Consider the following 25,222-nt stretch of genomic DNA (forward strand, 5'->3'; position numbering starts at 1 on the left):
CTGCAGGGGGGACCCTGTGGGAGAGTAGGACGCCGCCGAACTAATTTTGAGGGAGACCCCCGCACCTTTTGGTGCGGGGGTTTTCTGCGTTCCGGACCCTTTTCCCTCCGTAGCGGGAGAGCGTGAATACGCCTCAGAGGCGGCCGGCCGCCTTGAGTGCCAAATACGCGTCAGCCAGCGCGGGAGCCAATTCCTCCGGCGTCGCGTCCACCACCGTCACCCCATGGCGACGAAGCTGCTCGGCAGTGCGTTGCCGTTCCTGCTGAGCCTGTGCGGCGGCTGCGGCCTGGTACACCGCGTCGATACTTCCCCTCTCCTGTGCCATGCGCGCGATATGAGGGTCGGCCACAGACGCCACGAGGACCGTGTGGCGCTGGGTGAGCTGAGGAAGCACCGGCAGCAGGCCCTCCTCCACGGGAGCGGCGTCGAGCGACGTCAGCAGGACGATCAGCGAACGGCGCGGTGCCGTACGCAGCACGGCCGCTGTGAGACCGCGGGCGTCCGTCTCGACCAGCTCCGGCTCCAGTGTGGCCATCGCTGTGACGAGGGACGGCAGGAGCTGGCCGGCTGACTTGCCCTGGACCAGAGCGCGCACCTGGCGGTCGTAGGCGAGCAGGTCCACGCGGTCGCCGGCGCGGGAGGCGAGGGCAGCCAGGAGGAGGGTCGCGTCCATGGCGGCGTCCAGACGCGGCACATCATCCACGCGGCCGGCCGAGGTGCGGCCGGTGTCGAGGACCAGGAGGATGCGCCGGTCGCGCTCCGGGCGCCAGGTGCGTACGGCGACGGTGGAGTGGCGGGCGGTGGCTCGCCAGTCGATGGAGCGGGTGTCATCGCCGGGAACGTACTCGCGCAGGCTGTCGAACTCGGTGCCCTCACCGCGTGTCAGAATGCTTGTCCTACCGTCTAGTTCACGCAATCGAGCGAGTTTCGACGGGAGATGCTTTCGGCTGGTGAAAAGGGGCAAAACCCGTAGTGACCAGGGCACTCGGTGGGTGCCCTGACGGGAGAACAGCCCGAGCGGGCCGTCGGAGCGGATCGTGACGCGGTCGGCTTGGCGGTCGCCTCGGCGGGTGGGCCTCAACCGGCTTGTCACACGGCGTTGTTCGCCGGCCGGGATGTCCAGGGGGTGCCGGGAGCCTTCGACCTCGGTGCCCGGTTCCCAACTGCTGGGTGGCCATGCGTCCCGCAGCCGTCCGTGCAGTGGGCGGCGGGTCGGGTTGGTGACGGTCAAGGTGATGTCGGCGGTTTCGCCGAGACGAGTGGAGGTGTCGCCGGAGCGAGTGAGGACGAGGCGTCGTACGGGCGCCGCCAGCGCGAAGTCACAGGCGCAGGCCAGGGCCAGGGAGCCGTTGACCGCGAGGATGCCCGTCCAGCCGGGCTCCAGCAGGCCGACGGGGAGGGAGCCGAGAGCCGCGACGAGGGCGGCGCGTCCGGTGAGCGGCATCAGCGGGGTACCGGGACCTGGGCCAGTACCGCGTTGATGACCGAGTCGGCGGTCACGCCCTCCATCTCCGCCTCCGGGCGGAGTTGGACCCGGTGCCGTAGTGCGGGCAGGGCCAGGGCCTTCACGTCATCGGGGGTGACGTAGTCACGGCCCGTCAGCCAGGCCCAGGCGCGGGCGGCCGCGAGCAGTGCGGTGGCACCTCGGGGGGAGACACCCAGGGTGAGCGACGGGGACTGACGGGTGGCGCGGCAGATGTCCACGACGTAGGCCGTGATCTCGGCGGAGACGGTCGTCTCGGCCACGGCCGCCCGGGCGGCTTCGAGGTCGGCGGGGCCGGCGACGGGGCGTACGCCCGCTGCGCGCAGGTCGCGGGGGTCGAAGCCCGACGCGTGGCGGGTGAGGACATCGATCTCGTCCTCGCGAGAGGGCAGCGGGATCGTCAGTTTGAGCAGGAAGCGGTCCAGTTGGGCTTCGGGGAGGGGGTAGGTGCCCTCGTACTCGACCGGGTTCTGGGTGGCCGCGACCAGGAACGGCTCGGGGAGGGGGCGCGGAACGCCGTCGACGGTGACCTGTCGCTCCTCCATGGCTTCGAGGAGGGAGGACTGGGTCTTGGGCGGGGTGCGGTTGATTTCGTCCGCGAGGAGGAGGTTGGTGAAGACGGGGCCGGGCTGGAAGGAGAACTCCGCGGTCCGGGTGTCGTAGACGAGAGAGCCGGTGACATCGCTCGGCATCAGGTCGGGCGTGAACTGGACGCGTTTGGTGTCGAGTTCGAGTGCCGAGGCCAGGGCGCGGACTAGGAGGGTCTTCGCGACACCGGGGACGCCTTCGAGGAGGACGTGGCCGCGGCACAGCAGGGCGACGACGAGTCCGGTGACGGCGGGGTCCTGGCCGACCACGGCTTTGGCGATCTCGGTGCGCAGGGTCTCCAGTGAGGCACGGGCGGCGGCCGCGTCCTCGGTGCTCCCGGCGCTGTCAGTGGTCGGGGCCATCATGAACGGCGTACCTCTCTTTCGAGGGCGTCGAGTCGGTCGGTGAGTGCGATGAGGGCCGCGTCGTCGCGGGGCGGCTCTCCGAAGAGGAGGGAGCGCAGGGCCTGTTCGCCGCTGTCGGGGAGACGCGTGGACAGAGCGGGGAGCAGGGCTTCCGGAGTGTGGGCCTGGGTGGCGGGGACACCGACGAGCGGGGCCAGGCGGGTGCGGGCCGTGGAGCGCAGGACGGCGGAGGCGCGGTCGCGGGCGTCTGCCTTGCGGTAGAGACGGGCGCGGCCCTCGGTCGTCTCGGAGGCGCGGATGACGACGGGCAGCCTCTCGGGGACGAGCGGGCCGAAGCGGCGGCCGCGCCAGAGGGCGGCGAGAAGCGCTGCGACGAACAGTTGCAGGGTGCCCCAGAGCCAGCCCGGGGGGAGCAGGTCGAAGAGGCTTCTGCGGCCGGCGTCGTCGGCGGAGGAATCGGCGGGTGAGGGGAGGTACCAGACCAGATGAGGGCGGGAACCGAGGAGTTGCAGGGCGAGCGAGGCGTTGCCCTGCTGGTCGAGACGGTCGTTGAGCAGGATGTCGGGCGCGCCCAGGAGGACGGTGTCGCCGGTCCCCGAGGCCGCCGGGAGGCGCAGGAGGGTCGCGCGTCGCTCGCTCGGGTAGCAGGCGTCGGCGTCGTCGGCCGTGGTGCGGTAGCGGATGCCACCGGTCTCGGCGCTCCCCGCCCGGCGGGCCTCGGGGAGGGCACAGCCGGGGTCGAGCGTGGTCTCGAGGGTGGTGACGGGGCTCGCGGTGACACCGGGGGCGAGGCGGCCGACGGACCAGTCGCCGGGGGCGACGAGCACGGTGCGGCCGCCGGAGGGTGCCGTGGCACGGGCCAGCTCGGTCTGTTGGCGGTGGGTCAGCAAGTCGGGTACGGCCACGAGGAGGGTGGTGTCCGGGCCGACGGCCTCGCGTGCCGCGTCGAGGGTGGTGACCAGGCGGGTGGTGACCCCTCGGTCGGCGAGGAGTTCGGCGACGGCCCGGCTGCCCCGGGGGTCGGCCGAGCGGGGGTCGAGGTTTCCGTGTTTGGTCTGGGAGCGGATGACGGCGATGACGGCGGCACCGACCAGCAGCAGGACGATCGCGAGGGCGATCCCCCGGTTGCGGGTCCAGATCTGACGGGCGGTGAGGGCGGACGAGGTGGTCATCCGGTCTTCCCGTCGGGGGCGGCGCCGGTCGCCAGGGTGGGGCGGGCGCGTGGGAGGTCGCTGTCGAGCCGGGCGACGCGCCGGTACGTCTCCTGGTCGGCGGCGCGGCCACCGTATGTGACGTCGTCGAAGTGGCGGGCGGCGGCCTGGAGTGCGTCGGCGTGGGCGGGGAGGGCGCGGCCGGCCTCGGCGGCGGCTTCGTCGGCGGTGCGGCCGGGGCGGACGTCGAGCAGGGCGCGTTCCTCCAAGGCGCGGACGATGGCCCGCATGCGTTCCTGTACCGCCTGGTTCCAGTGGCCCTGGGCGGCGTGGGCGTCGGCGGCGGCGCGGTGTTCGGCGGCGGTGCGCGGGCGTTCGTCGAACAGTGGGGCCGCCGTGACGGGGCCGCGGCGCGGGGTACCCAGCCGCCACCACAGGGCGGCCAGGACGGCGATGACGCACAGGACCACGACGAGGAGGCCGAGCGAGCCGCCCGGTGTCGCCGAGGCGGCCTTGGCGAGGAGCCTGCCGAGCCACTCCCAGAACGCGTTCAGGGCGCGCTGGAACAGGCTGGGATCGTTCTCGTGGTACATCCGCTTGGCCAGCTCGCGGCGGGCCGCCTCGCGGGCGGGGTCGCGCGGGATGGTCACGGGCGGTTCGTCGCCGGAGCCGCGCGACGCGAAGGTGGTGAAGCGGGCGGCGCCGGACATGGCCGACGCCGCCGTGAGAACTCCCCCCGTCATGCTCACCGCATCAGCTCCCCGGCACCGGGCCGGGCGTGGCGCCGGGGGTGTAGCCCTGGACGCCGGCGGCGCGGGCCAGTTCGAGGTCGAGGGCCTCGCGGCGGATGCGCTGGTCGATGTAGAGGAGCACGGTGACCCCCGCCTTGACCGGCATGGTGAGCGTGGCGCCGATGACCGAGCCGATGCCGGTGATGAGCAGGAACGACCAGTCGGCCGGCTGGGCGCCGGTGCCCATCAGGTTGGTCATCTTCTCGCCGCTGACGGCGAACGCGATGGCGGTGAAGGGGATCACCGCGATCCAGGAGACCATGTTGGCGATGAGCCCGGCGAGGAACTGCACGCCGAGGACGCGCCACCAGGAGCCCTGGACGAGCTTGGCCGAGCGGCTCAGCGACTTCCACACGCCCTGTCGTTCCAGCATCAGCGCGGGCGAGGCGAGGGAGAAGCGGACGGTCAGCCAGATCACGACGACCACGGCCGCCAGGATGCCCAGGACGAGCAGGATGACGGCAGGGGCGTCGAAGCCCGCGACGAGCCCCACGACGAGGCCTGGCAGCGCGCCGGCGACCAGGATGCCGCCGGTGATGAGGGCCAGCAGCACGAGGAGGCCGAGCAGCTTGAGGAGCTGACCGCGGGACTCGCGCCACGCCTCGTTGACACTGATCGGCTTGCCGAGGACCGCTCGGCTGGTCACCGTCGTCAGCAGCGCGGTGGCCACGATGGTGCCGACCACGGAGACCACCCCGACGAGCAGCGCACCGGCCGTGATCGAGCCGAGGGAGCGCAGCGCCTCGGCCGGGGTGACGTCCGGGTCGCTGAGCGTGCTGGTCGTGTCCTTCAGGAGGACGCCCTGGAGCAGGAGCGCGCAGAGCTCGGTGAGGACCGCCACCGTCAGCGAGATACCGAGGACGGTGCGCCAGTAGGCGCGCATGGTGGAGATGGCGCCGTCGAGTATCTCGCCGATGCCGAGCGGGCGCAGCGGAATCACACCGGGCTTCGCGGCGGGCGGCGGACCGCCCCAGCCATTGCCCCAGGCCGGGGCTCCGCCCCAACCGGCGGGCGGCTGTCCACCCCAGCCGGCGCCCGGTGGTGGCGGCGGGGGCGCCTGGCCGGGGGCGGGTGCGCCGGTGGGCGCCGACCACTGTCCGGGCGGCGGCTGACCCTCGGCCCACTTGGACTCCGAGGCCTTGGCCTTTGGAGCTTCCGGCCCCTTCGCGTCCGAGACCTCCGCGTCCGGGCTCTGCGAAGCCTCGCCCGGCTGTGCGGCCGACGCGGGCTTGTCGGTGGGCGTGGGCTCGGCGGCGCCGGGCGCGCCGGTCTGCCGTTCCTCGGACGACGGGTCGGGTCCGGGCGAAGCCCAGCCCGGCGTGTCACTCATCGAAGCTCCTTCACGGTGCCCGTCCGCGGTCGCGGCGGCAGGTTGGCAGCCATCGTGCCATGGCCTGGTCACGGTGTGACCTGGTGCGGTGGGCCCCCTAGTCCATCAATTCTCCGCCGGATACGGGGCAGACTCACCGCATGGCTGATCAGCAGGCGCGACCCGGTGAGCACAAGCGGCCGAGCGAGATACCGGTCATCCGTTGGGAGGAACCACCTGAAGGGCCCGTACTGATCCTTCTCGACCAGACGAGGCTTCCGTCCGAGGAGGTCGAGCTGGTGTGCACGGACGCGTCCACGCTGGTGGAGGCGATCCGTTCGCTCGCGGTGCGCGGTGCGCCGGTGCTGGGCATCGCGGGTGCGTACGGCGTCGCGCTGGCCGCCGCGCGCGGCTTCGACGTGGACGAGGCCGCCGAGGCGCTGGAGAGCGCCCGGCCCACGGCGGTGAACCTGTCCGTCGGGGTGCACCGGGCCCTGGCCGCCTACCGGGACGCGCTGACCACGACCGGCGATCCCACCGCCGCGGCGACGGCGGCGCTCGCCGCGGCCCAGGCGCTGCACCGGGAGGACGCGGAGGCGAGCGCGCGGATGGCCGCGCACGGTCTGGCACTGCTGGACGAGCTGATGCCGGGCGGCGGCCACCGGGTGCTGACCCACTGCAACACCGGTGCGCTGGTGTCGGGCGGGGAGGGCACGGCGTTCGCGGTGGCGCTGGCCGCACACCGGGTGGGGCGGCTGCGGCGGCTCTGGGTGGACGAGACGCGCCCCCTGCTGCAGGGGTCGCGCCTGACGGCGTGGGAGGCGGCGCGCAGCGGGATGGCGTACACGCTGCTCACGGACAGCGCGGCCGGTTCGCTCTTCGCGGCCGGTGAGGTGGACGCGGTGCTGATCGGCGCGGACCGGATCGCGGCCGACGGCTCGGTGGCGAACAAGGTCGGCAGCTATCCGCTGGCGGTGATGGCGCGCTACCACCACGTGCCGTTCATCGTGGTGGCGCCGGTGACCACCATCGACCCGGACAGCCCGGACGGGGCGTCCATAGAGGTCGAGCAGCGGCCTGGCTTCGAGGTGACCGAGATCCTCACGCCCCAGGCGTCCGCGGTGGGCGGAGGGGGTGGGGTGCCGTTGGCGCCGCTGGGTACGCAGGCGTACAACCCGGCGTTCGACGTGACACCGCCGGAACTGGTGACGGCCATCGTCACCGAGGAGGGCACCGTCTCTCCGGTGACCCCACAGGCGCTGGCGGCGCTGAGCGCGCGGGCCCGGGCCACGCCGGCCGCCTGAGAACCGCACCGGCTGCCGGAGCCGCCCGCCCGATCGGCCCCGGCAGCCGCCCCCTGGGCACCGGGGGCAGACAGTGACCGCTCGGTACGACTATCGTCACAGGCCAGTGACCTGCCTCACCTGCGGCTCTGTCGTCGTTATGAGAATGGGATGGTCTTGCCCTGGCTTGCCGAACTCGGGTATAAGCCGGTGCACGTCCGTGAGGAGGTCCGCTCCCGCATGCCGTCGAAGGACGAGATGTCCCGGCTGAGCATGTCCTCGGCCACGCCGGCCATGCTGATCTGCCGTACCGCGTTCGCGGACGAGGGGCGCCCTGTCGAGATCAACGAGATGACGCTCGACGCCGCTTCATACATCTTGGAGTACGACTTTGACGCGTGATCAACCGGACCAGGTGCGCCCCCGCCTTGCCACCGCGTAGATGTGGGCCACCTGATCAGTTGAAAGCATCGGCGTCAGCCCGGACAGCACCCGGTTCAGATGCTCGACCTCCAGGACGAGGACCGGCGGGTTGGCGCTCTTGACGGTCAGCTTCGCCGCGTCCACGACGGAGATCACGGGGCGTACGGACACCTGGAATCCACAGGGTGTGGACAGGGCGCGGGAGACCTTGCGCGCCTCGGACTGACTGGCAGCGATGTGCTTGGTGGAGGCGCCGTTCACGGTGACGGCTCGGTCTCCGTACCAGATGGTTATGCCCGGATGCCGTTTCGAGTTGATGGCGAAGACGCCGGCGGGACCGATGGCCAGGTGGTCGATGTCCGTACCGGTGACCCACTGAACCGCGTGCAGGGTGAGCCAGCCGTGACCACGTAGCCTTCGGAGCCGTCTGGCGGTGCGTTGCTCACCCTTGAGCCCTGAGGCCCAGGAGTAGATGTCCGTGCCGGGCCGCCCTCGGTCGATCAGTCTCAGCACTGGGTTCGGCTGTAGCTCCCGGATTTTGCGGCGCACCGCATCGCCCGGTCGGTTCCGTGCCAAGTCATCCGGCAACGACTGCACCCTGCCCCCTTACGTGCACCTGCCCTGACCATCAGGCGACCACGGAGGCGGCATCCCTGCCCAGACCGGGACCAGCCACGAGTTGTTACAGGTTTCTCTACCTCATCAAGCCCCGGCTGCGCTCCGCTCCGCCGGGCGCGCTTCCCGGCTCTGGCTGCGCCCGCGCTCCTGCCTTCGGCTCGCTCGGCGCTGCCGCCGCCGACGCGCGCCCACATGTGGATAGGGCCCGGTAGCCATGAGCCGATCAACGCATACAGCGGCCTGCGGTCAAGGCGATGCCTCCGGCGGGGGATCGGCCGGCACCGGGATGGAGGGGGCGCCGTTCCCGACTGCGGGCCCGTAGTGGCGTGCGCGGGGAGCTCCCATCCCGTCCACCATCGACCCAGGCAAAGCCGAGCAGACGCGGCCCATGGCGTCCAGGTCGTTCGTACAGTGGCGCGCTCCACCTGGACGCCATGAACCACGCCCGCTCCACGGTGTGTGGGTCGACGGCGGACGGGACGGGAGCTGGGGAGAGTGGTGGGCTGAGATAGACGTCTGCGTGATCTGCGAAGTACCCAGGTGAGTACACATGAACGTGCACTCCTCAGCCGCGTGGATAAGGCTGTGCGTCAGCGTCCGCATGACTCCTAAAGTGGCCTGATGTTCGATCACTTGGAGATCAAGGTGTTGCCGCGGGGACCGAGGTGGCGTCCTCAACTGCGGTTCTGGGTCAACGGCGAGGACGTGGTCGAAGAGGCAGTCAAAGAGGGCGGTCGCGGGCCGTACGCGGCTGAGCTACTACCCGTCGATCAGCCCAGCCCTCTGCGGGCTACCAGCGAGCCGCGCCGCCTGGAGCTTGGGGAACCCGACTGCACCGGCGGCTGCTGTGGCTTCCTGTCCGTGGTCGTACAGCGGTGCAGGGAGATCGTGCAGTGGTCCGACTGGAAGGTTCCCTTTGCCCCTGCTCCCCCGCTGCCGGAGTTTCACTTCGAGGCGAGCCAGTACGAAGCCGAAGTGGCCCGAGTTGAGGCAGACCGGTCGTGGCAGGCCCACACGTAGGCCAACATGGCACGTCCCGCCAGTGGGCAGCCGATCTGTCAAGGGGTGTCGGTGGGCTGACATCATCGGCTGACACCAACAGGCGCGGACAGTGCCGACCGGCGTCGTACGGCAACGGACGCTCAACCAAAGACACCGAGCGGTCCGCCAGCGTTGTCGACTCTCCGTGATCGACCTGATAAGGATGAGGTCAGCCCTCAAAGCCTTCATACGGGCGCCGTCCTCACCGTGGGGCGGCGCCCATCGCTTTGACTCACTCATTGACGCTCCAGCCCAAAGCCGTGAAGTCGACCGCGTGGCCCTCCATCCCGTCCCACAATGGCTCAATGGATCAAGGGCTAGCAGCTGTGCTTGGTAGCGCTGTCGGTGTGCTGGGTACTTCCATCGCGGCATCCCTCGCGTTCTGGCAGGGCCGCTGGGTAACTCGCCAGCAGCTCTCAGGCGCCAACGGTCAGTGGCGTAGACAGGTCCAACGAGAGGCATATGGGGCCTTCATGACCCAGTACATGAAGGCCAGTCGATTCCTGATCGAAACAACAACGGCGATTAGATCTGGGCAGTACACCGACACTGACCTAGACGGATTCGCGAGCGTTGTGAGAGAGCACCGCGGCGAGCTGATGGCCACCATGGTCGCCGTCAAGCTTGAGGGACCCCTTGAACTAGGCGATCGAGCCCAGGAGGCCCAAGCCGCGATAACCGAGTGGTGGGCCAGCATCCACCAGCTGGCACTGGCCTTGGCGGAGGGCGCAGACAGCACTGATCAAGAACGCGCGCTGCACAGCGCCGAGGAAGAGGCGGGCCGTCAGATGGGACGCTTCACCGCCAGCGCACGGGGTCACTTGGATCGTGTGCCCTAGCGCCAAGTAGGCGGCCCGTGTGGTCGGCACCCAGTTTGACGTCGAGCAGCAAGAGCGCGCCGAGGGGTGCGGACCGCCCTCGCCGCTCTAGGGCGGACGCGCGTACGGCGAGCTGACATCCATCCCTGACATCAACGTCCACGGACAGGGGCAGACAGTGACCGCTCGGTACGACTATCGTCACAGGCCAGTGACGTGCCTCACCTGCGGCTCTGTCGTCGTTATGAGAATGGGATGATGTCGTTTATGAAGGGACGAGTCCTTGTCGTCGACGACGACACCGCACTGGCCGAGATGCTCGGCATCGTGCTGCGTGGTGAAGGTTTTGAGCCGTCTTTCGTAGCCGACGGGGACAAGGCGCTGGCCGCTTTCCGGGAGTCCAAGCCCGATCTGGTGCTGCTGGACCTGATGCTGCCCGGCAGGGACGGCATCGAGGTGTGCCGCCTGATCCGGGCGGAGTCCGGGGTGCCGATCGTGATGCTCACCGCCAAGAGCGACACCGTCGATGTCGTCGTGGGCCTGGAGTCGGGCGCGGACGACTACATCGTGAAGCCGTTCAAGCCGAAGGAGCTGGTGGCCCGCATACGGGCGCGGCTGCGGAGGTCGGAGGAGCCGGCGCCGGAGCAGCTCACCATCGGTGACCTGGTGATCGACGTGGCCGGACACTCCGTGAAGCGGAACGGGCAGTCGATCGCGCTGACCCCGCTGGAGTTCGACCTGCTCGTCGCGCTCGCGCGCAAGCCGTGGCAGGTGTTCACCCGTGAGGTGCTGCTGGAGCAGGTCTGGGGTTACCGGCACGCCGCCGACACCCGCCTGGTCAACGTGCATGTGCAGCGGCTGCGTTCCAAGGTCGAGAAGGACCCGGAGCGGCCCGAGATCGTGGTGACCGTCCGAGGCGTCGGCTACAAGGCCGGACCCAGCTGACATGTCCCGGGACAGCGCCGCTTCGGCTCCCGGCCGGCCCGGCGCCGGTCCGGGACGCGCGTCCGGCCGCGGTGCGGGGAATCCGCGCCGGGGCCGCCTCTTCACCGCCGCCCTGCTGAGCGGCGGTGTCCAGGGCAGTCCGGTCGTCCGGCTGCTCATCCGCTGGGTGCGCCGCCCGCTGCTGCCCGGCATGCGGCTGTGGCGGCGCAACATCCAGCTCCGGGTCGTCGCCACCACCCTGCTGATGTCGCTCGGGGTCGTGCTGCTGCTCGGCTTCGTCGTCATCGGCCAGGTGCGCAACGGCCTGCTGGAGGCGAAGGTCAAGGCCTCGCAGAGCCAGGCCACCGGTGGTTTCGCCGTGGCCCGGCAGAGCGCGGACGAGACCGCGGCCGCCACCCACGGCAGCACGGGCGGCAACGGCGCCGACGGCCCGCAGTCCCAGAACGTCATCCAGTGGATGAGCGACCTCGTGGAGTCGCTGTCCAGCGGCGGTTCGGGCGCCTTCGACGTGGTCACGCTGCCCGTCGGCGACGACAGCGGGGGTGGCCGCAGCCCGCGTGGTTCCGGGTACGTCAGCCCGGCCGAGAGCGTGCCCGCGAGCCTGCGCGACCGGGTCAACAGCAGCTCCAGCACCGCCGCCGCCCAGAGCTACACCCGGATCGTCTACAGCAACCGCAAGGAGTCCCAGCCCGCGCTGGTCATCGGCAAGCAGGTCAACGACCCCAACGGGCACCCGTACGAGCTGTACTACCTCTTCCCGCTCACCCAGGAGGAGAACTCGCTCAGCCTGGTCAAGGTCACGCTGGCGACCGCCGGCCTGTTCGTGGTCGTCCTCCTCGGGGCGATCGCCTGGCTGGTGGTGCGGCAGGTCGTCACGCCGGTGCGGATGGCGGCCGGGATCGCCGAGCGGCTGTCCGCCGGGCGGCTGCAGGAGCGGATGAAGGTGACCGGCGAGGACGACATCGCGCGCCTCGGCGAAGCCTTCAACAGGATGGCGCAGAACCTCCAGCTCAAGATCCAGCAGCTCGAGGACCTCTCGCGGATGCAGCGGCGGTTCGTCTCCGACGTCTCGCACGAGCTGCGCACTCCGCTGACCACCGTCCGCATGGCGGCCGACGTCATCCACGAGGCCCGCGAGGACTTCGACCCGATGACCGCGCGGTCCGCCGAGCTTCTCGCGGACCAGCTCGACCGGTTCGAGTCGCTGCTCGCGGACCTGCTGGAGATCAGCCGGTTCGACGCGGGCGCGGCCGCGCTGGAGGCCGAGCCGATCGACCTCAGGGAGGTCGTCCGGCGGGTCGTCGGGGGTGCCGAGCCGCTCGCCGAGCGCAAGGGCAGCCGTATCCGGGTGGTGGGCGATCTGCAGCCCGTCGTCGCGGAGGTGGACGCCCGGCGGGTGGAGCGGGTGCTGCGCAACCTCGTGGTGAACGCCGTCGAGCACGGTGACGGCGAGGACGTGGTGGTCAAGCTGGCCAGCGCCGGCGGCGCCGTCGCCGTCGCGGTGCGGGACTACGGCGTGGGGCTCAAGCCCGGCGAGGCCACTCGCGTCTTCAGCCGTTTTTGGCGGGCCGACCCGGCCCGCGCGCGGACCACCGGCGGCACCGGGCTCGGGCTGTCGATCGCGCTGGAGGATGCCCGGCTGCACGGCGGCTGGCTCCAGGCATGGGGTGAGCCGGGCGGCGGTTCGCAGTTCCGGCTGACCCTGCCGCGTACCGCGGACGAGCCGCTGCGGGGCTCACCGATACCGCTGGAGCCCAAGGACTCGCGCCGCAACCGGGGCCTGGACGACGGCGGTACTCCGCGCGGGGGAGCGGAGAAGCTGGCGACGGTCCCGGTGCGGGAGAACGGCGGCAACGCCTCCGCCCTGCCCCCGCGCCAGGGCGCCGCCACACCGGTGGCCGACCCGGCGGCGCTGCCCGGCAGCGGCAACGGCAACCGTGTCGTGCCCCGGCCCGCGAACGGCGGACGGCGGCCCGACGACAGGACCGGAACGCAGGTGCCCGAACCGCGTGCGGGGGGCGGCCGGGAACCGGACGGGCAGGACTCGACCGAGGCAGGGGAGGCGTTCCGTGGTCGCTGACCGCGAGGGGGGCGCCCGGCGTACGCCGGGGCGCGCGGTGACATACGCGGTCTGCGGGGCCGTACTGCTGGGCGGCTGCGCCTCGATGCCCGACAGCGGGGATCTGCGCAACGTGGAGTCCACGCCGCGCCAGGACACGGGGGTACGGGTCTTCGCCGTGCCGCCCGCCGAGGGCGCTTCCCCCAGTGAGATCATGCAGGGCTTCCTGGAGGCGCTGACCAGCGACGATCCGCGCTACGACACGGCGCGCAAGTACCTCACCGCGCCGGCGGCGCGCGCCTGGCGGCCGGAGCGGTCGGCCACCGTGCTCGCGGACGGACCCGGCATCATGGCCGAGACCCCGCCGGCCGGCCGGGAGCCCAGCACCGGGCGCATCTACGCCCTGGCGGGTGACCGGGTGGCCACGGTGGACGACCAGCAGGCGTACGCCCCGGCGCACGGCGACTACCGCGCCCGGGTGCATCTGATCCAGGACCCCAAGAGCGGGCAGTGGCGCATCGACGCGCTGCCCGACGGCGTGGTGATGGGCAAGTCGGACTTCCAGCGCAACTACACGTCCGTCGACAAGTACTACTTCGCCAACCACACCAGGGCCGGGACGACCGGGGACCCCGTGGCGGTGGCCGACCCGGTGTTCATGCGCAGCAAGGTCGACCCGATGACCCAGTTGGTGCGCTCCCTGCTGCGCGGGCCCACCACCTGGCTGGGACCGGTGGTCCGGTCCAGTTTCCCGACCGGTGCGGCGCTGAAGGACGGCACCACCGGGCTGACCCCGGACGACGAGAACAACCTGACCGTGCCGCTGAACGCCAAGGCGGCCCGCGTCGGTCCGGCCCGCTGCACGGAGATGGCGACCCAACTGCTCTTCACGCTGCGGGACCTGGCGCCGAACCTGGAGTCGGTCGACCTGCGCGGGCCGGGCGGGGACCAGCTGTGCGACCTGACGGAGAGCCGCGCGGACTCCGTCGCCTGGCACGCCTCCGCGCAGAGCCCGGACTACCTCTACTACCTGGACGGCAAGCACCGGCTGACCCGGCTGCCCGCCTCCGGCGCGGGCACCGGTGGGACCCCGGTGCCGGGCGCGTTCGGCGAGGGCACCAAGCAGCTCGGGGCGGTCGCCGTCTCGCGGGACGAGCGCACGGCGGCCGGGGTCAGCGCGGACGGCAGGTCCCTGTACGTGACCCCGCTGGGCGCCGCCGCCCCGCTGGACCCGCCGGTATTGACCAGCCAGGGGCCCGGCGTGGACACCCGGCTGAGCAGGCCCGGCTGGGACGCGCGGGGCGACCTGTGGGTGGCCGACCTGAATCCGGCCCGGCCGCAGCTCTACATCGTCCCCCAGGGCACCGGCAAGCCGGTCGCGGTGACGCTGCCGGAGCTGCCCGGCCCGATCCGGGACGTACGGGTCGCCGCGGACGGGGCGCGGATCGCGCTGGTCGTGGCGGCCAAGGGTGACAAGCAGTCCCTCCTCATCGGCCGGATCGAGGGCGGCGACAGCGCTAGCGCCGGAAGCGACGCGCGCGGCGGGACCGGGGACACCCCGGCCGAGCCGCCGGCGGTCGTCGACCCGCGTCCGGCCGCGCCCGACATGGAGCAGGTCACCGCGCTGTCCTGGGCCGGTGACAGCAGTCTGGTCGTGGTGGGCCGCGAGCAGGGCGGGGTGCACCAGATGCGCTACGTGCAGGTGGACGGCTCCGCGCTGGAGGGTCCGGCGCCGGCCGCGCTGTCGCGGGTGAGGGCGATCGCCGCCGCCGAGGACGACCGGGTGCCGCTGGTGGCCTACTCGGAGGACGGGATCGTCCGGCTGCCGTCCGGGGCGCAGTGGCAGAAGGTGGACAAGGACGGGACGGCGCCGGTCTATCCGGGATAGCTGCGCGCTGACCGGGTTGCCGGCGCCCCTCACTCGTGCGGGTGAAGAGCGCCGGGCCTGGCCGGGGTTGTCCACAGGGGTGTTTTCCACAGGGGTGGCCGGGTCGGCCGGGCCTCGGCACAGTGGTGGGCATGCGGGGATGGCTGCGGGACCTCAGCGACCTTGCGCTGCCGACCGAGTGCGGCGGCTGCGGGTCACCACCGGCTGTGTTGTGCGCACGGTGCCGGGCGCTGCTGGAGCGCGCGGTGCCGCGCCGGGTGCGGCCGGTGCCCGAGCCGCCCGGGCTGCCGGTGGTGCACGCCGCCGCTCCCTACGCACGGGAGGTACGGGCACTCCTCCTCGCGCACAAGGAACGGGGCGGGCTCGCGCTCACGGGGACGCTGGGCGCGGCCCTGGCGGGAGCCGTGCGCGCCGGGCTGGGGGCGGAACCAGGCCGAGCCGCGGCGCCTTCCCGCGCGGGACCGGTGCTCCTCGTGCCCGTGCCGTCCGCCCGCTGGGCCGTGCGACGGCGGGGACACGATCCGGTGCGCCGGATGGCGCTGGTGGCGGCCGGACGGCTGCGGCGGGCCGGTGTCCCGGCGCGGGTCGCCGCCGTGCTGCGGCAGCGCCGGCCGGTGGTCGACCAGGCCGGGCTGGACGCCCGGCGACGGCGGGAGAACCTCGCGGGAGCGCTGGAGGTGCGCGCGGGCGGCGCCCACCTGCTCGCCGGCGGACAGGTCGTGCTCGTCGACGACCTGATCACCACCGGCGCGAGCCTGGCCGAGGCGGCACGCGCACTTCGCGCGACGGCCGGAACCCGGTGGGAGCGGGACATGCCTGTGTATCGCGGCGCAACTCGGGAAGGTAGGGAGGAACGACGGACCTGGCCGCGATCGCAGAGAGGAAAGTCGGTGCATGGGGCACCTGAAAAGAGGCCGGTGAACATCATCCAAAGCGCCCTCCGGGCAGCGGTGATCGCCGCGCCTCGTGATTCTTTCGAATAAGCGGGGAACCGACCAAGAACGTGCGTCGTTGCAGGTAGCGAGGGGAGTAATTCACCTGATCGGAGGTACGCCTCAGTAGAGGGTGACGACATCCGTCCGGGCGAGATATGTTCGGTTGTGAGGAAAGGCCCAGGCCACACCTCGCATATCCGATTGCCGCGCCGTGGGTTTTGCGCAAACTCGCGCGCGACGGGGATGGAGATCTCGCCCATGGGGGAGGAGGAGGTGGAAGTCACCGAGTCCGAGGTTCCGGGGCTCACCGGGACCTGGTGCGAAAGGGAGACGCTCCGCCTAGGGCGTGAGCGATCCGGGAACGGAGTTCTGCGTGGACATCGTCGTCAAGGGCCGCAAGACCGAAGTACCTGAGCGGTTCCGCAAGCACGTGGCCGAGAAGCTGAAGCTGGAGAAGATCCAGAGGCTCGACGGCAAGGTGATCAGCCTCGACGTCGAGGTGTCCAAGGAGCCCAACCCCCGTCAGGCCGACCGCTGTGACCGGGTGGAGATCACGCTCCACTCCCGCGGTCCGGTGATCCGGGCGGAGGCATCGGCCAGCGACCCGTACGCGGCCCTCGACATGGCCGCGGAGAAGCTGGACGCACGGCTGCGCAAGCAGCACGACAAGCGAGTCGTGCGCCGGGGCGCACGCCGCACCCCGGCCGCCGAAGTACCCGACGTCGTCCCCGGCGTGGCGACGCTCTACCCCGACGGTGAGCCCGTCCCGACCGCCGAGTCCGACGGGGTGCCCACCAAGAAGATCGGGTCGCTGGAGGTCAAGGGCGACGGCCCGCTGATCGTCCGCGAGAAGACCCACGTCGCTTCCCCGATGAGCCTTGACCAGGCCCTCTACGAGATGGAACTGGTCGGCCACGACTTCTACTTGTTCGTCGACTCCGAGACCAAGGAGCCGAGCGTCGTCTACCGGCGGCACGCCTACGACTACGGCGTCATCCACCTCAACACGGACCCGATGGTGGCGGAGGCGCAGCCGCCCGCGGCGGGTGACACGCTGGGCGGCTGACCTGCCCGGCGAAAGCGGAGACGGTGCCCCTGGGACGCGTGTGCGCCCCCAGGGGCACCGGTGTGCGACCAGTTCGCCCCCCTGTGCGTCACCGCTGGGGCGCCGGAGCATGAAATCATGACCGCACCGGCCCAACCGGTGGGCCGCTGCCTTGGGTTGGCGATGGCACGGAATCACGGGCCACAGCCTTCAGGGGGAGGAACGATGGCGGACACCTTCGGACCGATGCGCGACGCGGGCGCCGACGACGGCGTCATCGGCATGGAGCCGGACCCGGACCTCGATCGCGAGGAGCCGATCCGGGTGCTGGTGGTCGACGATCACGCGCTGTTCCGCCGCGGTCTGGAGATCGTGCTCGCGGCCGAGGAGGACATCCAGGTCGTCGGCGAGGCCGGGGACGGCGCCGAGGCCGTGGACAAGGCGGCCGACCTGCTGCCCGACATCGTGCTGATGGATGTGCGGATGCCCAGGCGGGGCGGGATCGAGGCGTGCACCTCCATCAAGGAGGTCGCCCCCAGCGCCAAGATCATCATGCTGACGATCAGCGACGAGGAGGCCGACCTCTACGACGCCATCAAGGCGGGCGCGACCGGTTACCTGCTCAAGGAGATCTCCACCGACGAGGTGGCCACCGCCATCCGCGCGGTCGCGGACGGGCAGTCGCAGATCAGCCCCTCCATGGCGTCCAAGCTGCTCACCGAGTTCAAGTCGATGATCCAGCGCACCGACGAGCGGCGGCTGGTACCCGCGCCCCGGCTGACCGACCGGGAGCTGGAGGTGCTCAAGCTCGTCGCCACCGGGATGAACAACCGGGACATCGCCAAGGAGTTGTTCATCTCGGAGAACACCGTGAAGAACCACGTCCGCAACATCCTGGAGAAGCTGCAGCTGCACTCCCGGATGGAGGCGGTCGTCTACGCGATGCGCGAGAAGATCCTGGAGATCCGCTAGGCGGGGTGCGCCTCTCAGGACAGCGCGCGGGCCAGCTCCAGCGTGAGCGGCGCGCGGAGCTCGGGGGCGTCGACCCGCTCCACCCGTACGTCCGTGCAGCCCACCCAGGACGCGGCCTCCACCAGGGCCTGCGCCACGCCCGGTACCGCCTTCGGGCCGTCCAGCGTGACCTGCCGCGCCACCAGCGTGCGGCCCTCGCGCGCCGGGTCCACCCGGCCGATCAGCCGCCCGCCGGAGAGCACCGGCATCGCGAAGTAGCCGTACACCCGCTTCGGCTTGGGGACGTACGCCTCCAGGCGGTGGGTGAAGCCGAAGATCCGTTCCGTGCGCGCCCGTTCCCAGACCAGGGAGTCGAACGGGGAGAGCAGGGTGGTGCGGTGACGGCCGCGCGGGGGCGTCGCCAGCGCGGCCGGGTCGGCCCAGGCGGGCTTGCCCCAGCCCTCGACCTCGACCGGCACCAGCCCGGACTCGGCGATCACCGCGTCGACCTGGTCGCCCCTGAGGCGGTGGTAGTCCGCGAGGTCGGCGCGGGTGCCCACGCCCAGCGCCTCGCCGGCCAGCCGGACCAGGCGGCGCAGGCACTCGGCGTCGTCCAGGTCGTCGTGGAGCAGTTCCTTCGGGATCGCGCGCTCGGCGAGGTCGTACACCCGCTTCCAGCCGCGGCGCTCCACGCAGACCACCTCGCCGTACATCAGCGCGCGCTCCACGGCGACCTTGGTGCCGGACCAGTCCCACCAGTCGCTGGTGCGCTTCGCACCACCCAGCTCGGTCGCGGTGAGCGGGCCTTCGGTGCGGAGCTGCTTGATGACCTGGTCGTAGACACCCTCGGGCAACTGGTGGTTCCAGTGCGGGCGGTCGCGGTAGGCGCGGCGGCGGAAGGCGAAGTGCGGCCACTCCTCGACGGGGAGGATGCACGCGGCGTGCGACCAGTACTCGAAGGCGTGGGGCGCGCCGGAGGCCGGGGTGTGCCAGTAGGCGGACTCCACGGACGGGCGGCCGATCGCACCCAGACGCGCGTACGGGATCAGCTCGTGGGAGCGGGCCAGCACCGAGATGGTGTCGAGCTGGACCGCGCCCAGCGCCCGGAGCACCCCGCGCGCGCCGGAGCGGCGGTCGGGGGCACCGAGGAAGCCCTGGGCCCGCAGGGCGAGCCGGCGGGCGTCGTCCGCGGTGAGGGTGACAGCGGGGCGCGGCGGGGTCGTCATGACGGGGACCTTAGAGGGTGCCACTGACAGTCCCGTCCGACCTGCGCTTTCGCCTCCGACGGCCGGGCGGGGGCGGGCAGATAGGGCACCGAGGAGCGCAGCCCGAGGTCCGAGGGGAGCAGCGAGCCCACCCACGAGTCCCGCCGGATGCCCCGGCTGCCCACGCCGGCCCGCAGGACGCCCTCGACGGTGAAACCGAGCCGTTCGGCCACCGCGCGGGAAGGGCTGTTGCCGACCTCGGCGCGCCACTCCAGCCGGTCCACCGAGAGCGCGGTGAAGGCCCAGCGGGCGACGGCGGACGCGGCCTCGGTGACGTACCCCCGGCCGCGGTGTTCGCGCGCCGCCCAGTAGCCCAGTTCGCCGTGGCCGGGGCCGCGCATCACGACGCTGAGCATGCCGGCCAGGTCCCCGGCGGGCAGGAAGGCGCCGAAGGTGTACATCGAGTCGTCCGCCCAGCTCTCCGGCGCGGTGCCGCCGACGAACGCCTCGGCGTGTTCTCGCAGGTAGGGCGAGGGGAAGGAGGAGATCCAGCGCTGGATCGCCGGGTCCTGGGCCGCAGCGAACACGGCCTCGGTGTCGTTCGGGCGGACGGCGCGCAGCAGCAGGCGTTCGGTGGTCAGTACGACGGGGTCCATCCGGCGAGTGTGCGCGGACCGGACATTCCGCGCCAAGGCGTTTCGCCCTGCGTGAGCGACGTATCACCATTCGCGCACATCGTCGGCGTGGCGCGGCACCATCCTGGGCCCCGGGACGTTGTTCCCAGTAGAAGGACCACTGCGCCGCCGGGCCTCCCGGCGCGGCGGGGTCCTCGCATACGATGGCCGTTGCTCAATCAGTCTTATGGAAACCGACCGTCCCAGGCCCGACCGGCAAGGAGACCACCCCCCGTGTCCGTCCTCTCGAAGATCATGCGTGCAGGCGAAGGCAAGATCCTGCGCAAGCTGCACCGCATCGCGGACCAGGTCAACTCCATCGAAGAGGACTTCGTCGACCTCTCCGACGCCGAGCTGCGGGCTCTCACCGAGGAGTACAAGCAGCGGTACGCGGACGGCGAGAGCCTGGACGACCTGCTCCCCGAGGCGTTCGCCACCGTCCGTGAGGCCGCCAAGCGCGCCCTCGGCCAGCGTCACTACGACGTGCAGATCATGGGCGGTGCCGCGCTCCACCTCGGCTACGTGGCCGAGATGAAGACCGGTGAGGGCAAGACCCTCGTCGGCACCCTGCCCGCGTACCTGAACGCCCTTTCCGGCAAGGGCGTCCACCTGATCACGGTCAACGACTACCTGGCCGAGCGCGACTCCGAGATGATGGGCCGCGTCCACAAGTTCCTCGGCCTCGAAGTCGGCTGCATCCTGGCCAACATGACGCCGGCCGAGCGCCGCGAGCAGTACGCGTGCGACATCACCTACGGCACGAACAACGAGTTCGGCTTCGACTACCTCCGCGACAACATGGCGTGGGCGTCGGACGAGCTGGTGCAGCGCGGCCACAACTTCGCCATCGTCGACGAGGTGGACTCCATCCTCGTCGACGAGGCCCGTACCCCGCTGATCATCTCCGGCCCCGCCGACCAGGCCACCAAGTGGTACGGCGACTTCGCCAAGCTGGTCACCCGCCTGAAGAAGGGCGAGGCCGGCAACCCCCTCAAGGGCATCGAGGAGACCGGCGACTACGAGGTCGACGAGAAGAAGCGCACCGTCGCCATCCATGAGTCCGGTGTCTCCAAGGTCGAGGACTGGCTGGGCATCGAGAACCTCTACGAGTCGGTCAACACGCCGCTCGTCGGTTACCTGAACAACGCCATCAAGGCCAAGGAGTTGTTCAAGAAGGACAAGGACTACGTCGTCATCGACGGCGAGGTCATGATCGTCGACGAGCACACCGGCCGTATCCTCGCGGGCCGCCGCTACAACGAGGGCATGCATCAGGCGATCGAGGCGAAGGAAGGGGTGGACATCAAGGACGAGAACCAGACGCTCGCCACGATCACCCTCCAGAACTTCTTCCGCCTCTACAAGCGCCACGACCAGCAGGGCAAGGAGATGCCGGGTCTCTCCGGCATGACCGGTACGGCGATGACCGAGGCCGCCGAGTTCCACCAGATCTACAAGCTCGGCGTGGTGCCGATCCCGACCAACCGGCCGATGGTCCGCAAGGACCAGTCGGACCTGATCTACCGCACCGAGGTCGCCAAGTTCGAGGCGGTCGTCGACGACATCGCCGAGAAGCACGAGAAGGGCCAGCCGATCCTGGTCGGCACCACCTCGGTGGAGAAGTCGGAGTACCTCTCCCAGCAGCTCAGCAAGCGCGGCATCCAGCACGAGGTGCTGAACGCCAAGCACCACGAGCGTGAGGCGTCGATCGTCGCGCAGGCCGGCCGCAAGGGCGCCGTGACCGTGGCCACCAACATGGCCGGCCGCGGTACCGACATCAAGCTCGGCGGCAACCCCGAGGACCTCGCCGAGGCGGAGCTGCGCCAGCACGGGCTCGACCCCGAGGAGCACATCGAGGAGTGGGCGGCCGCGCTGCCCGCCGCGCTGGCCCGGGCCCAGCAGGCGGTGAAGGCCGAGAAGGAAGAGGTCGAGCTGAGCGGCGGCCTCTACGTCCTCGGCACCGAGCGGCACGAGTCGCGCCGTATCGACAACCAGCTCCGCGGCCGTTCCGGCCGTCAGGGCGACCCCGGCGAGTCGCGGTTCTACCTCTCGCTCGGTGACGACCTGATGCGGCTGTTCAAGGCGCAGATGGTCGAGCGCGTGATGGCCATGGCCAACGTGCCGGACGACGTGCCGATCGAGAACAAGATGGTCACCCGCGCGATCGCGTCCGCGCAGTCGCAGGTCGAGCAGCAGAACTTCGAGACGCGCAAGAACGTCCTGAAGTACGACGAGGTGCTCAACCGGCAGCGCGAGGTCATCTACGGCGAGCGGCGCCGCGTCCTGGAGGGCGAGGACCTGCAGGAGCAGGTGCAGCACTTCATGAACGACACGATCGACGCGTACATCGCGGCCGAGACCGCCGACGGTTTCCCCGAGGACTGGGACCTCGACCGGCTGTGGGGTGCCTTCCGGCAGCTCTACCCGGTGAAGGTCACCATCGAGGAGCTGGAGGAGGCCGCGGGCGACCGCGCGGGTCTCACCGCGGAGTTCATCTCCGAGTCCATCAAGGACGACATCCACGCCCAGTACGAGGCGCGTGAGGAGCAGCTCGGCTCCGAGATCATGCGTGAGCTGGAGCGCCGGGTCGTGCTGTCGGTGCTGGACCGCAAGTGGCGCGAGCACCTTTACGAGATGGACTACCTCCAGGAGGGCATCGGCCTTCGCGCGATGGCGCAGAAGGACCCGCTGGTGGAGTACCAGCGCGAGGGCTTCGACATGTTCACCGCCATGATGGAGGGCATCAAGGAGGAGTCCGTCGGCTACCTGTTCAACCTGGAGGTCCAGGTCGAGCAGCAGGTCGAGGAGGTCCCGGTGGAGGCCCAGCCGGCCGGCGAGGGCGTCCAGGACACCGTGCCCGCGCAGGTTCCCGCCGGGGCGCGTCCGGAGATCCGCGCCAAGGGACTCGACGTGCCGCAGCGCCGTGAGCTGCACTTCTCCGCGCCCACCGTGGACGGCGAGGGCGGCGTCATCGAGCGCGACCTCGAGGACGACGAGCCCATCCGCTCCGAGTCCGACGGCCTGACCCGCGCGGAGCGCCGCCGCCAGGCCAAGGGCGGGCGGCGCCGCAAGAAGTAGCGGGCGCGGCTTCAGCAGCGGTCGGGGCCGGGCCCTCCCTAGCGGGGGCCCGGCCCCGGGTGCGTCCGGCGGTTGCCGTCAGGCCTGAGCGGGCGCGGTGTGTTCGGTGACGCCACCGCCCCGGCCGGCCGCATGCGGCCAATGCCCGGCGGAAACTACGCCCCGCCGCGACCGGCGTTCGCCGCCTCAGCCGCCCCGACGGGCCCTCGCCGCCTCCGTCGAGCCGCGAGCGGACAGGGCCGCCTGCTGCCAGGGCGGGGCCGCCGCTCAGGCCCCTCTGCCGCTTGCGGCGACCACCAGGACCGGTCGGGGCCGCGGGGCCCTCCACGCGCCCCTCAGGGCGCTGCTGGGCGGCGGCCCGACGGGGTGGCCAGTTCCACCGCTGTGCAGCGCCAGCGCAGGTCCTCGGACTGTTCGAGGCGGAAGGCGAGGGCGCGGAGGTGGGTGCCGGCGGCGATGCGGGCGAAGACCTCCAGGGCGCCGGAGCGGGGGACGAACCAGCCGAGGTCGTGGACGGTGGGGCGGGAGCCGTGGGTGCGCAGGGGGGTGCGTTCGGCCAGGCGGACCAGCTCGTCGTAGGCGGAGCCGGCGGTGTGGCGGAGCATCCAGTGGACGGGGCGCTGGCCGCTCAGGACGGCCAGCAGGCGGTCCGCGAAGAGGTCGGTGGGGCGGGCCGTGGTGGTGCGGCTGCGGGTGGGAGTGCCGGGGCGGCGGGTGTCGTGGCGGGTCGGCGGGCGGTGGTGCGGCCGGGTCTGCGGCTTGCGGCTCATGACCTTGTTCATGGAAGTCCCCGTTCGGCCGGCCCGGCGGATACCAGGCGGTAACTCAAGTAGGTGGGGACCTTGTACGGGGGCGGGGACCCGCCCGGCAAGGACGTCCGGCCGGTGTCGCGGGCGCTGCGGGCTTCACTTATCCGGGTGACAGGAGGCTCCGGGAACCCCGTGGCCGCGCGGTGCGGGAGGGTGATGCGCGGGGTGGTGGGCTGACGCCGCAGGGGGGTCGGGCGGGAACTCGAAAGGGGACGGCCGCACGTATTCTGGAGGCCCTCCTTTGACCAGGAAAGAGCGGCCCGCATGCGTGTCTACGTACCCCTGACCCTCCCCGGCCTCGCCGAGGCCCACGAGACGGGTGTGCTGGCGGCGGACCCGTTCGCCGCGTACGCCGTGACGCCCGCTCTGCGCGAGTGGTGCGGCACGGACGACCTGGAGGAGCTGGAGTACGCCGCGCTCGGCGAGGCCGCGGGCGCCTCGCTGCGGCTGCTGGCCGCCGACCCCGAGGCGGCGCCGCGCCGCGTCGTCGTCGCGGTCGACGTCGCGGACGGCGCCGTCACCGCGGACCCGGACGGCCTCGGCGGGGTGACGGTCGCCGCCTCGGCCCGGCTCGCCAAGGCCGCCGCCGTGCACGCGGACGCCGACGACGCGGAGGCCGATGTCACCGCCGCGGCGCGGGCCCTCGAGGCGGCCGACGCCGGAGACGATGCCGCCCGCAAGGCCGTGGACGCCGCCGACGACCACGAGCTGCTGTGGTTCGCCACGCAGGAGATCCCCACCCTGCTCGCAACCCCCTGACCTGCGAACATCACGCGCCCTTACCCGCTGTCAGCGGTGCCCGGTACCGTTTTCGCATGGGGATGCAGCGAAGCGCACACATCGTCTGGGACTGGAACGGCACCCTCTTCCACGACAACGACGCGATCATCGGGGCGACCAACGCGGCCTTCGCCGAGCTGGGTCTGGAGCCGATCACGCTGGAGCGGTACCGCGCGCTGTACTGCGTCCCCGTACCCAGGTTCTACGAGCGGCTGATGGGCCGGCTGCCCAGTGACCTCGAGTGGGAGGTCATGGACGGCGCCTTCCAGCGGCACTACGCCGAGCACCGGGTGCGCTGCGGGCTCACCGAGGGCGCGGCCGAGCTGCTGGCCGGCTGGGGGGCGGACGGCCACAGTCAGTCCCTGCTGAGCATGTACGGGCACGAGGAGCTGGTCCCGCTGGTGCGCGGCCTCGGCATCGAGCCGCACTTCCTGCGCGTCGACGGCCGCAGGGGCCCCTCCGGCGGCAGCAAGGCCGAGCACATGGTCCGCCACCTCGAGGCGATGAGTACCCTGGTCGACCCCGAGCGGACCGTGGTCATCGGTGACGCGGCCGACGACGCGCTGGCCGCCCGGCACGTCGGCGCGCGCGCCGTGCTCTACACAGGCGGCTCGCACGGCCCGGAGAGCCTGCGCGGCGTCGGCGCCCCGGTGGTGGACAGCCTGGCCGAGGCCGTAGCGGAGGCCCGCCGAATAGCGTCGTAACGGCGTCGTGGCCGTCCCCGCCCCGGCGCGGATACGCCACCGACCCCTTCGCCGCCGCTGTGCAGAACGTCAAACTTCACCCCCTGGTTTTGTACACATACGGCTCATGACGGGGCCCCCGTCCGGGGCGATAGCCTTGTGGCGTGATCAGCGCGATATCTCGCGGGGGCGCCACAGTCCCTGCCCTGCGCCCGGACCGCACGGACGAACTCCGTGACCGGGCGGCGGTCGCTGGTCCTCCCGGGCGGGACAGGGGCGCCGAGGCGTCCCGGACACCGG

At 71.5% G+C, this 25,222-nt stretch carries 21 protein-coding genes and 1 pseudogene; 13 read left to right on the forward strand and 9 right to left on the reverse strand.

The features are described 5' to 3' along the window. Window positions 1–133 precede the first annotated feature (133 nt). The 5 genes from EV284_RS11560 to EV284_RS11580 are packed head-to-tail and all read right to left on the reverse strand — an operon-like array spanning window position 134 to window position 5,708. On the reverse strand, window positions 134–1,444 hold the full coding sequence (locus EV284_RS11560) for a DUF58 domain-containing protein (protein ID WP_130333044.1): 1,311 nt from the start codon (window positions 1,442–1,444) through the stop codon (window positions 134–136). After that, window positions 1,444–2,433, reverse strand: coding sequence for a MoxR family ATPase (locus tag EV284_RS11565; protein ID WP_130334634.1), 990 nt, complete (start codon window positions 2,431–2,433; stop codon window positions 1,444–1,446). Before EV284_RS11565 ends, EV284_RS11560 begins: the two co-directional genes overlap by 1 nt. Continuing rightward, entirely contained in the window at window positions 2,433–3,608 is a 1,176-nt protein-coding gene (locus EV284_RS11570; RefSeq protein ID WP_130333046.1) for a DUF4350 domain-containing protein, read from the reverse strand. Before EV284_RS11570 ends, EV284_RS11565 begins: the two co-directional genes overlap by 1 nt. Next, entirely contained in the window at window positions 3,605–4,297 is a 693-nt protein-coding gene (locus EV284_RS11575; RefSeq protein WP_242625693.1) for a DUF4129 domain-containing protein, read from the reverse strand. Before EV284_RS11575 ends, EV284_RS11570 begins: the two co-directional genes overlap by 4 nt. Window positions 4,298–4,340: 43 nt before the next feature. Next, window positions 4,341–5,708, reverse strand: coding sequence for a hypothetical protein (locus tag EV284_RS11580; RefSeq protein WP_130333050.1), 1,368 nt, complete (start codon window positions 5,706–5,708; stop codon window positions 4,341–4,343). Between the two features lie 140 nt (window positions 5,709–5,848). Between EV284_RS11580 and mtnA the strand changes: the two genes are divergently transcribed. Then, window positions 5,849–6,991, forward strand: a complete 1,143-nt coding sequence (gene mtnA, locus EV284_RS11585; RefSeq protein ID WP_130333052.1) for an S-methyl-5-thioribose-1-phosphate isomerase — start codon at window positions 5,849–5,851, stop codon at window positions 6,989–6,991. Window positions 6,992–7,066: 75 nt separating this feature from the next. Continuing rightward, a pseudogene (locus EV284_RS11590) lies at window positions 7,067–7,372 on the forward strand (UTRA domain-containing protein); the annotation flags it as partial. Here the strand turns inward: EV284_RS11590 and EV284_RS11595 are convergent. Continuing rightward, the gene (locus EV284_RS11595; RefSeq protein ID WP_242625654.1) at window positions 7,373–7,906 is read right to left on the reverse strand and encodes a nuclease-related domain-containing protein; all 534 of its coding nucleotides are present in this window, start codon (window positions 7,904–7,906) and stop codon (window positions 7,373–7,375) included. Between the two features lie 726 nt (window positions 7,907–8,632). Between EV284_RS11595 and EV284_RS11605 the strand changes: the two genes are divergently transcribed. The 8 genes from EV284_RS11605 to EV284_RS11640 all read left to right on the forward strand — a co-directional run bounded on the left by EV284_RS11605 (window position 8,633) and on the right by EV284_RS11640 (window position 17,714). Then, on the forward strand, window positions 8,633–9,031 hold the full coding sequence (locus EV284_RS11605) for a hypothetical protein (protein ID WP_130333056.1): 399 nt from the start codon (window positions 8,633–8,635) through the stop codon (window positions 9,029–9,031). Window positions 9,032–9,525: 494 nt separating this feature from the next. Further along, on the forward strand, window positions 9,526–9,891 hold the full coding sequence (locus EV284_RS11610) for a hypothetical protein (RefSeq protein WP_130333058.1): 366 nt from the start codon (window positions 9,526–9,528) through the stop codon (window positions 9,889–9,891). Window positions 9,892–10,125: 234 nt separating this feature from the next. Further along, window positions 10,126–10,815, forward strand: a complete 690-nt coding sequence (gene mtrA / locus EV284_RS11615; protein ID WP_190045392.1) for a two-component system response regulator MtrA — start codon at window positions 10,126–10,128, stop codon at window positions 10,813–10,815. A gap of 1 nt (window position 10,816) precedes the next feature. Continuing rightward, entirely contained in the window at window positions 10,817–12,895 is a 2,079-nt protein-coding gene (mtrB, locus tag EV284_RS11620) for an MtrAB system histidine kinase MtrB (protein WP_130333060.1), read from the forward strand. Beyond that, on the forward strand, window positions 12,885–14,762 hold the full coding sequence (locus EV284_RS11625; RefSeq protein ID WP_130333062.1) for an LpqB family beta-propeller domain-containing protein: 1,878 nt from the start codon (window positions 12,885–12,887) through the stop codon (window positions 14,760–14,762). Before mtrB ends, EV284_RS11625 begins: the two co-directional genes overlap by 11 nt. A gap of 131 nt (window positions 14,763–14,893) precedes the next feature. Then, window positions 14,894–15,745, forward strand: a complete 852-nt coding sequence (locus EV284_RS11630) for a ComF family protein (RefSeq protein ID WP_130333064.1) — start codon at window positions 14,894–14,896, stop codon at window positions 15,743–15,745. Window positions 15,746–16,070: 325 nt separating this feature from the next. Next, window positions 16,071–16,763, forward strand: a complete 693-nt coding sequence (gene raiA / locus EV284_RS11635) for a ribosome-associated translation inhibitor RaiA (protein ID WP_130333066.1) — start codon at window positions 16,071–16,073, stop codon at window positions 16,761–16,763. A gap of 204 nt (window positions 16,764–16,967) precedes the next feature. Further along, on the forward strand, window positions 16,968–17,714 hold the full coding sequence (locus EV284_RS11640; protein ID WP_130333068.1) for a response regulator transcription factor: 747 nt from the start codon (window positions 16,968–16,970) through the stop codon (window positions 17,712–17,714). A 14-nt stretch (window positions 17,715–17,728) separates the two neighbouring features. Here EV284_RS11640 and EV284_RS11645 read toward each other — a convergent pair whose 3' ends face one another. Continuing rightward, window positions 17,729–18,919 carry a crosslink repair DNA glycosylase YcaQ family protein gene (locus tag EV284_RS11645; RefSeq protein ID WP_130333070.1) on the reverse strand — a complete coding sequence of 397 codons (1,191 nt, stop codon included), beginning with the start codon at window positions 18,917–18,919 and terminating at the stop codon, window positions 17,729–17,731. Next, on the reverse strand, window positions 18,916–19,554 hold the full coding sequence (locus EV284_RS11650; protein ID WP_130333072.1) for a GNAT family N-acetyltransferase: 639 nt from the start codon (window positions 19,552–19,554) through the stop codon (window positions 18,916–18,918). The genes EV284_RS11645 and EV284_RS11650 overlap by 4 nt, the downstream gene beginning before the upstream one ends. 252 nt (window positions 19,555–19,806) lie before the next feature. On the opposite strand from EV284_RS11650, the gene secA reads away from it, so the two are divergent. Further along, window positions 19,807–22,650, forward strand: a complete 2,844-nt coding sequence (secA, locus tag EV284_RS11655) for a preprotein translocase subunit SecA (RefSeq protein ID WP_130333074.1) — start codon at window positions 19,807–19,809, stop codon at window positions 22,648–22,650. A gap of 335 nt (window positions 22,651–22,985) precedes the next feature. Here the strand turns inward: secA and EV284_RS11660 are convergent, their stop codons facing one another. Beyond that, window positions 22,986–23,432 (reverse strand): Rv3235 family protein, encoded by a 447-nt coding sequence (locus tag EV284_RS11660; protein WP_130333076.1) that lies wholly within the window; start codon window positions 23,430–23,432, stop codon window positions 22,986–22,988. Between the two features lie 291 nt (window positions 23,433–23,723). Here EV284_RS11660 and EV284_RS11665 point away from each other — a divergent pair, with 291 nt between their 5' ends. Together EV284_RS11665 and EV284_RS11670 are read left to right on the forward strand one after the other, a co-directional pair. Beyond that, on the forward strand, window positions 23,724–24,218 hold the full coding sequence (locus tag EV284_RS11665; protein ID WP_130333078.1) for a hypothetical protein: 495 nt from the start codon (window positions 23,724–23,726) through the stop codon (window positions 24,216–24,218). Window positions 24,219–24,274: 56 nt separating this feature from the next. Continuing rightward, window positions 24,275–24,943, forward strand: coding sequence for an HAD family hydrolase (locus EV284_RS11670; RefSeq protein ID WP_130333080.1), 669 nt, complete (start codon window positions 24,275–24,277; stop codon window positions 24,941–24,943). Window positions 24,944–25,222: the final 279 nt, after the last annotated feature.

Source organism: Streptomyces sp. BK022, from assembly GCF_004217355.1.
GTDB classification, from domain to species: domain Bacteria; phylum Actinomycetota; class Actinomycetes; order Streptomycetales; family Streptomycetaceae; genus Streptomyces; species Streptomyces griseoluteus.

Bases quoted from the DNA above. Each gene is read 5' to 3' on its own strand.
- EV284_RS11575 (WP_242625693.1), bottom strand. From the start codon at position 4,297: ATGTCCGGCGCCGCCCGCTTCACCACCTTCGCGTCGCGCGGCTCCGGC.
- EV284_RS11645 (WP_130333070.1), bottom strand. From the start codon at position 18,919: ATGACGACCCCGCCGCGCCCCGCTGTCACCCTCACCGCGGACGACGCC.
- EV284_RS11560 (WP_130333044.1), bottom strand. From the start codon at position 1,444: ATGCCGCTCACCGGACGCGCCGCCCTCGTCGCGGCTCTCGGCTCCCTC.
- mtrB (WP_130333060.1), top strand. From the start codon at position 10,817: ATGTCCCGGGACAGCGCCGCTTCGGCTCCCGGCCGGCCCGGCGCCGGT.
- EV284_RS11580 (WP_130333050.1), bottom strand. From the start codon at position 5,708: ATGAGTGACACGCCGGGCTGGGCTTCGCCCGGACCCGACCCGTCGTCC.
- EV284_RS11630 (WP_130333064.1), top strand. From the start codon at position 14,894: ATGCGGGGATGGCTGCGGGACCTCAGCGACCTTGCGCTGCCGACCGAG.
- EV284_RS11650 (WP_130333072.1), bottom strand. From the start codon at position 19,554: ATGGACCCCGTCGTACTGACCACCGAACGCCTGCTGCTGCGCGCCGTC.
- EV284_RS11665 (WP_130333078.1), top strand. From the start codon at position 23,724: ATGCGTGTCTACGTACCCCTGACCCTCCCCGGCCTCGCCGAGGCCCAC.
- mtnA (WP_130333052.1), top strand. From the start codon at position 5,849: ATGGCTGATCAGCAGGCGCGACCCGGTGAGCACAAGCGGCCGAGCGAG.
- EV284_RS11565 (WP_130334634.1), bottom strand. From the start codon at position 2,433: ATGGCCCCGACCACTGACAGCGCCGGGAGCACCGAGGACGCGGCCGCC.
- EV284_RS11670 (WP_130333080.1), top strand. From the start codon at position 24,275: ATGGGGATGCAGCGAAGCGCACACATCGTCTGGGACTGGAACGGCACC.
- EV284_RS11570 (WP_130333046.1), bottom strand. From the start codon at position 3,608: ATGACCACCTCGTCCGCCCTCACCGCCCGTCAGATCTGGACCCGCAAC.
- EV284_RS11610 (WP_130333058.1), top strand. From the start codon at position 9,526: ATGACCCAGTACATGAAGGCCAGTCGATTCCTGATCGAAACAACAACG.
- EV284_RS11640 (WP_130333068.1), top strand. From the start codon at position 16,968: ATGGCGGACACCTTCGGACCGATGCGCGACGCGGGCGCCGACGACGGC.
- mtrA (WP_190045392.1), top strand. From the start codon at position 10,126: ATGATGTCGTTTATGAAGGGACGAGTCCTTGTCGTCGACGACGACACC.
- EV284_RS11605 (WP_130333056.1), top strand. From the start codon at position 8,633: ATGTTCGATCACTTGGAGATCAAGGTGTTGCCGCGGGGACCGAGGTGG.
- EV284_RS11660 (WP_130333076.1), bottom strand. From the start codon at position 23,432: ATGAACAAGGTCATGAGCCGCAAGCCGCAGACCCGGCCGCACCACCGC.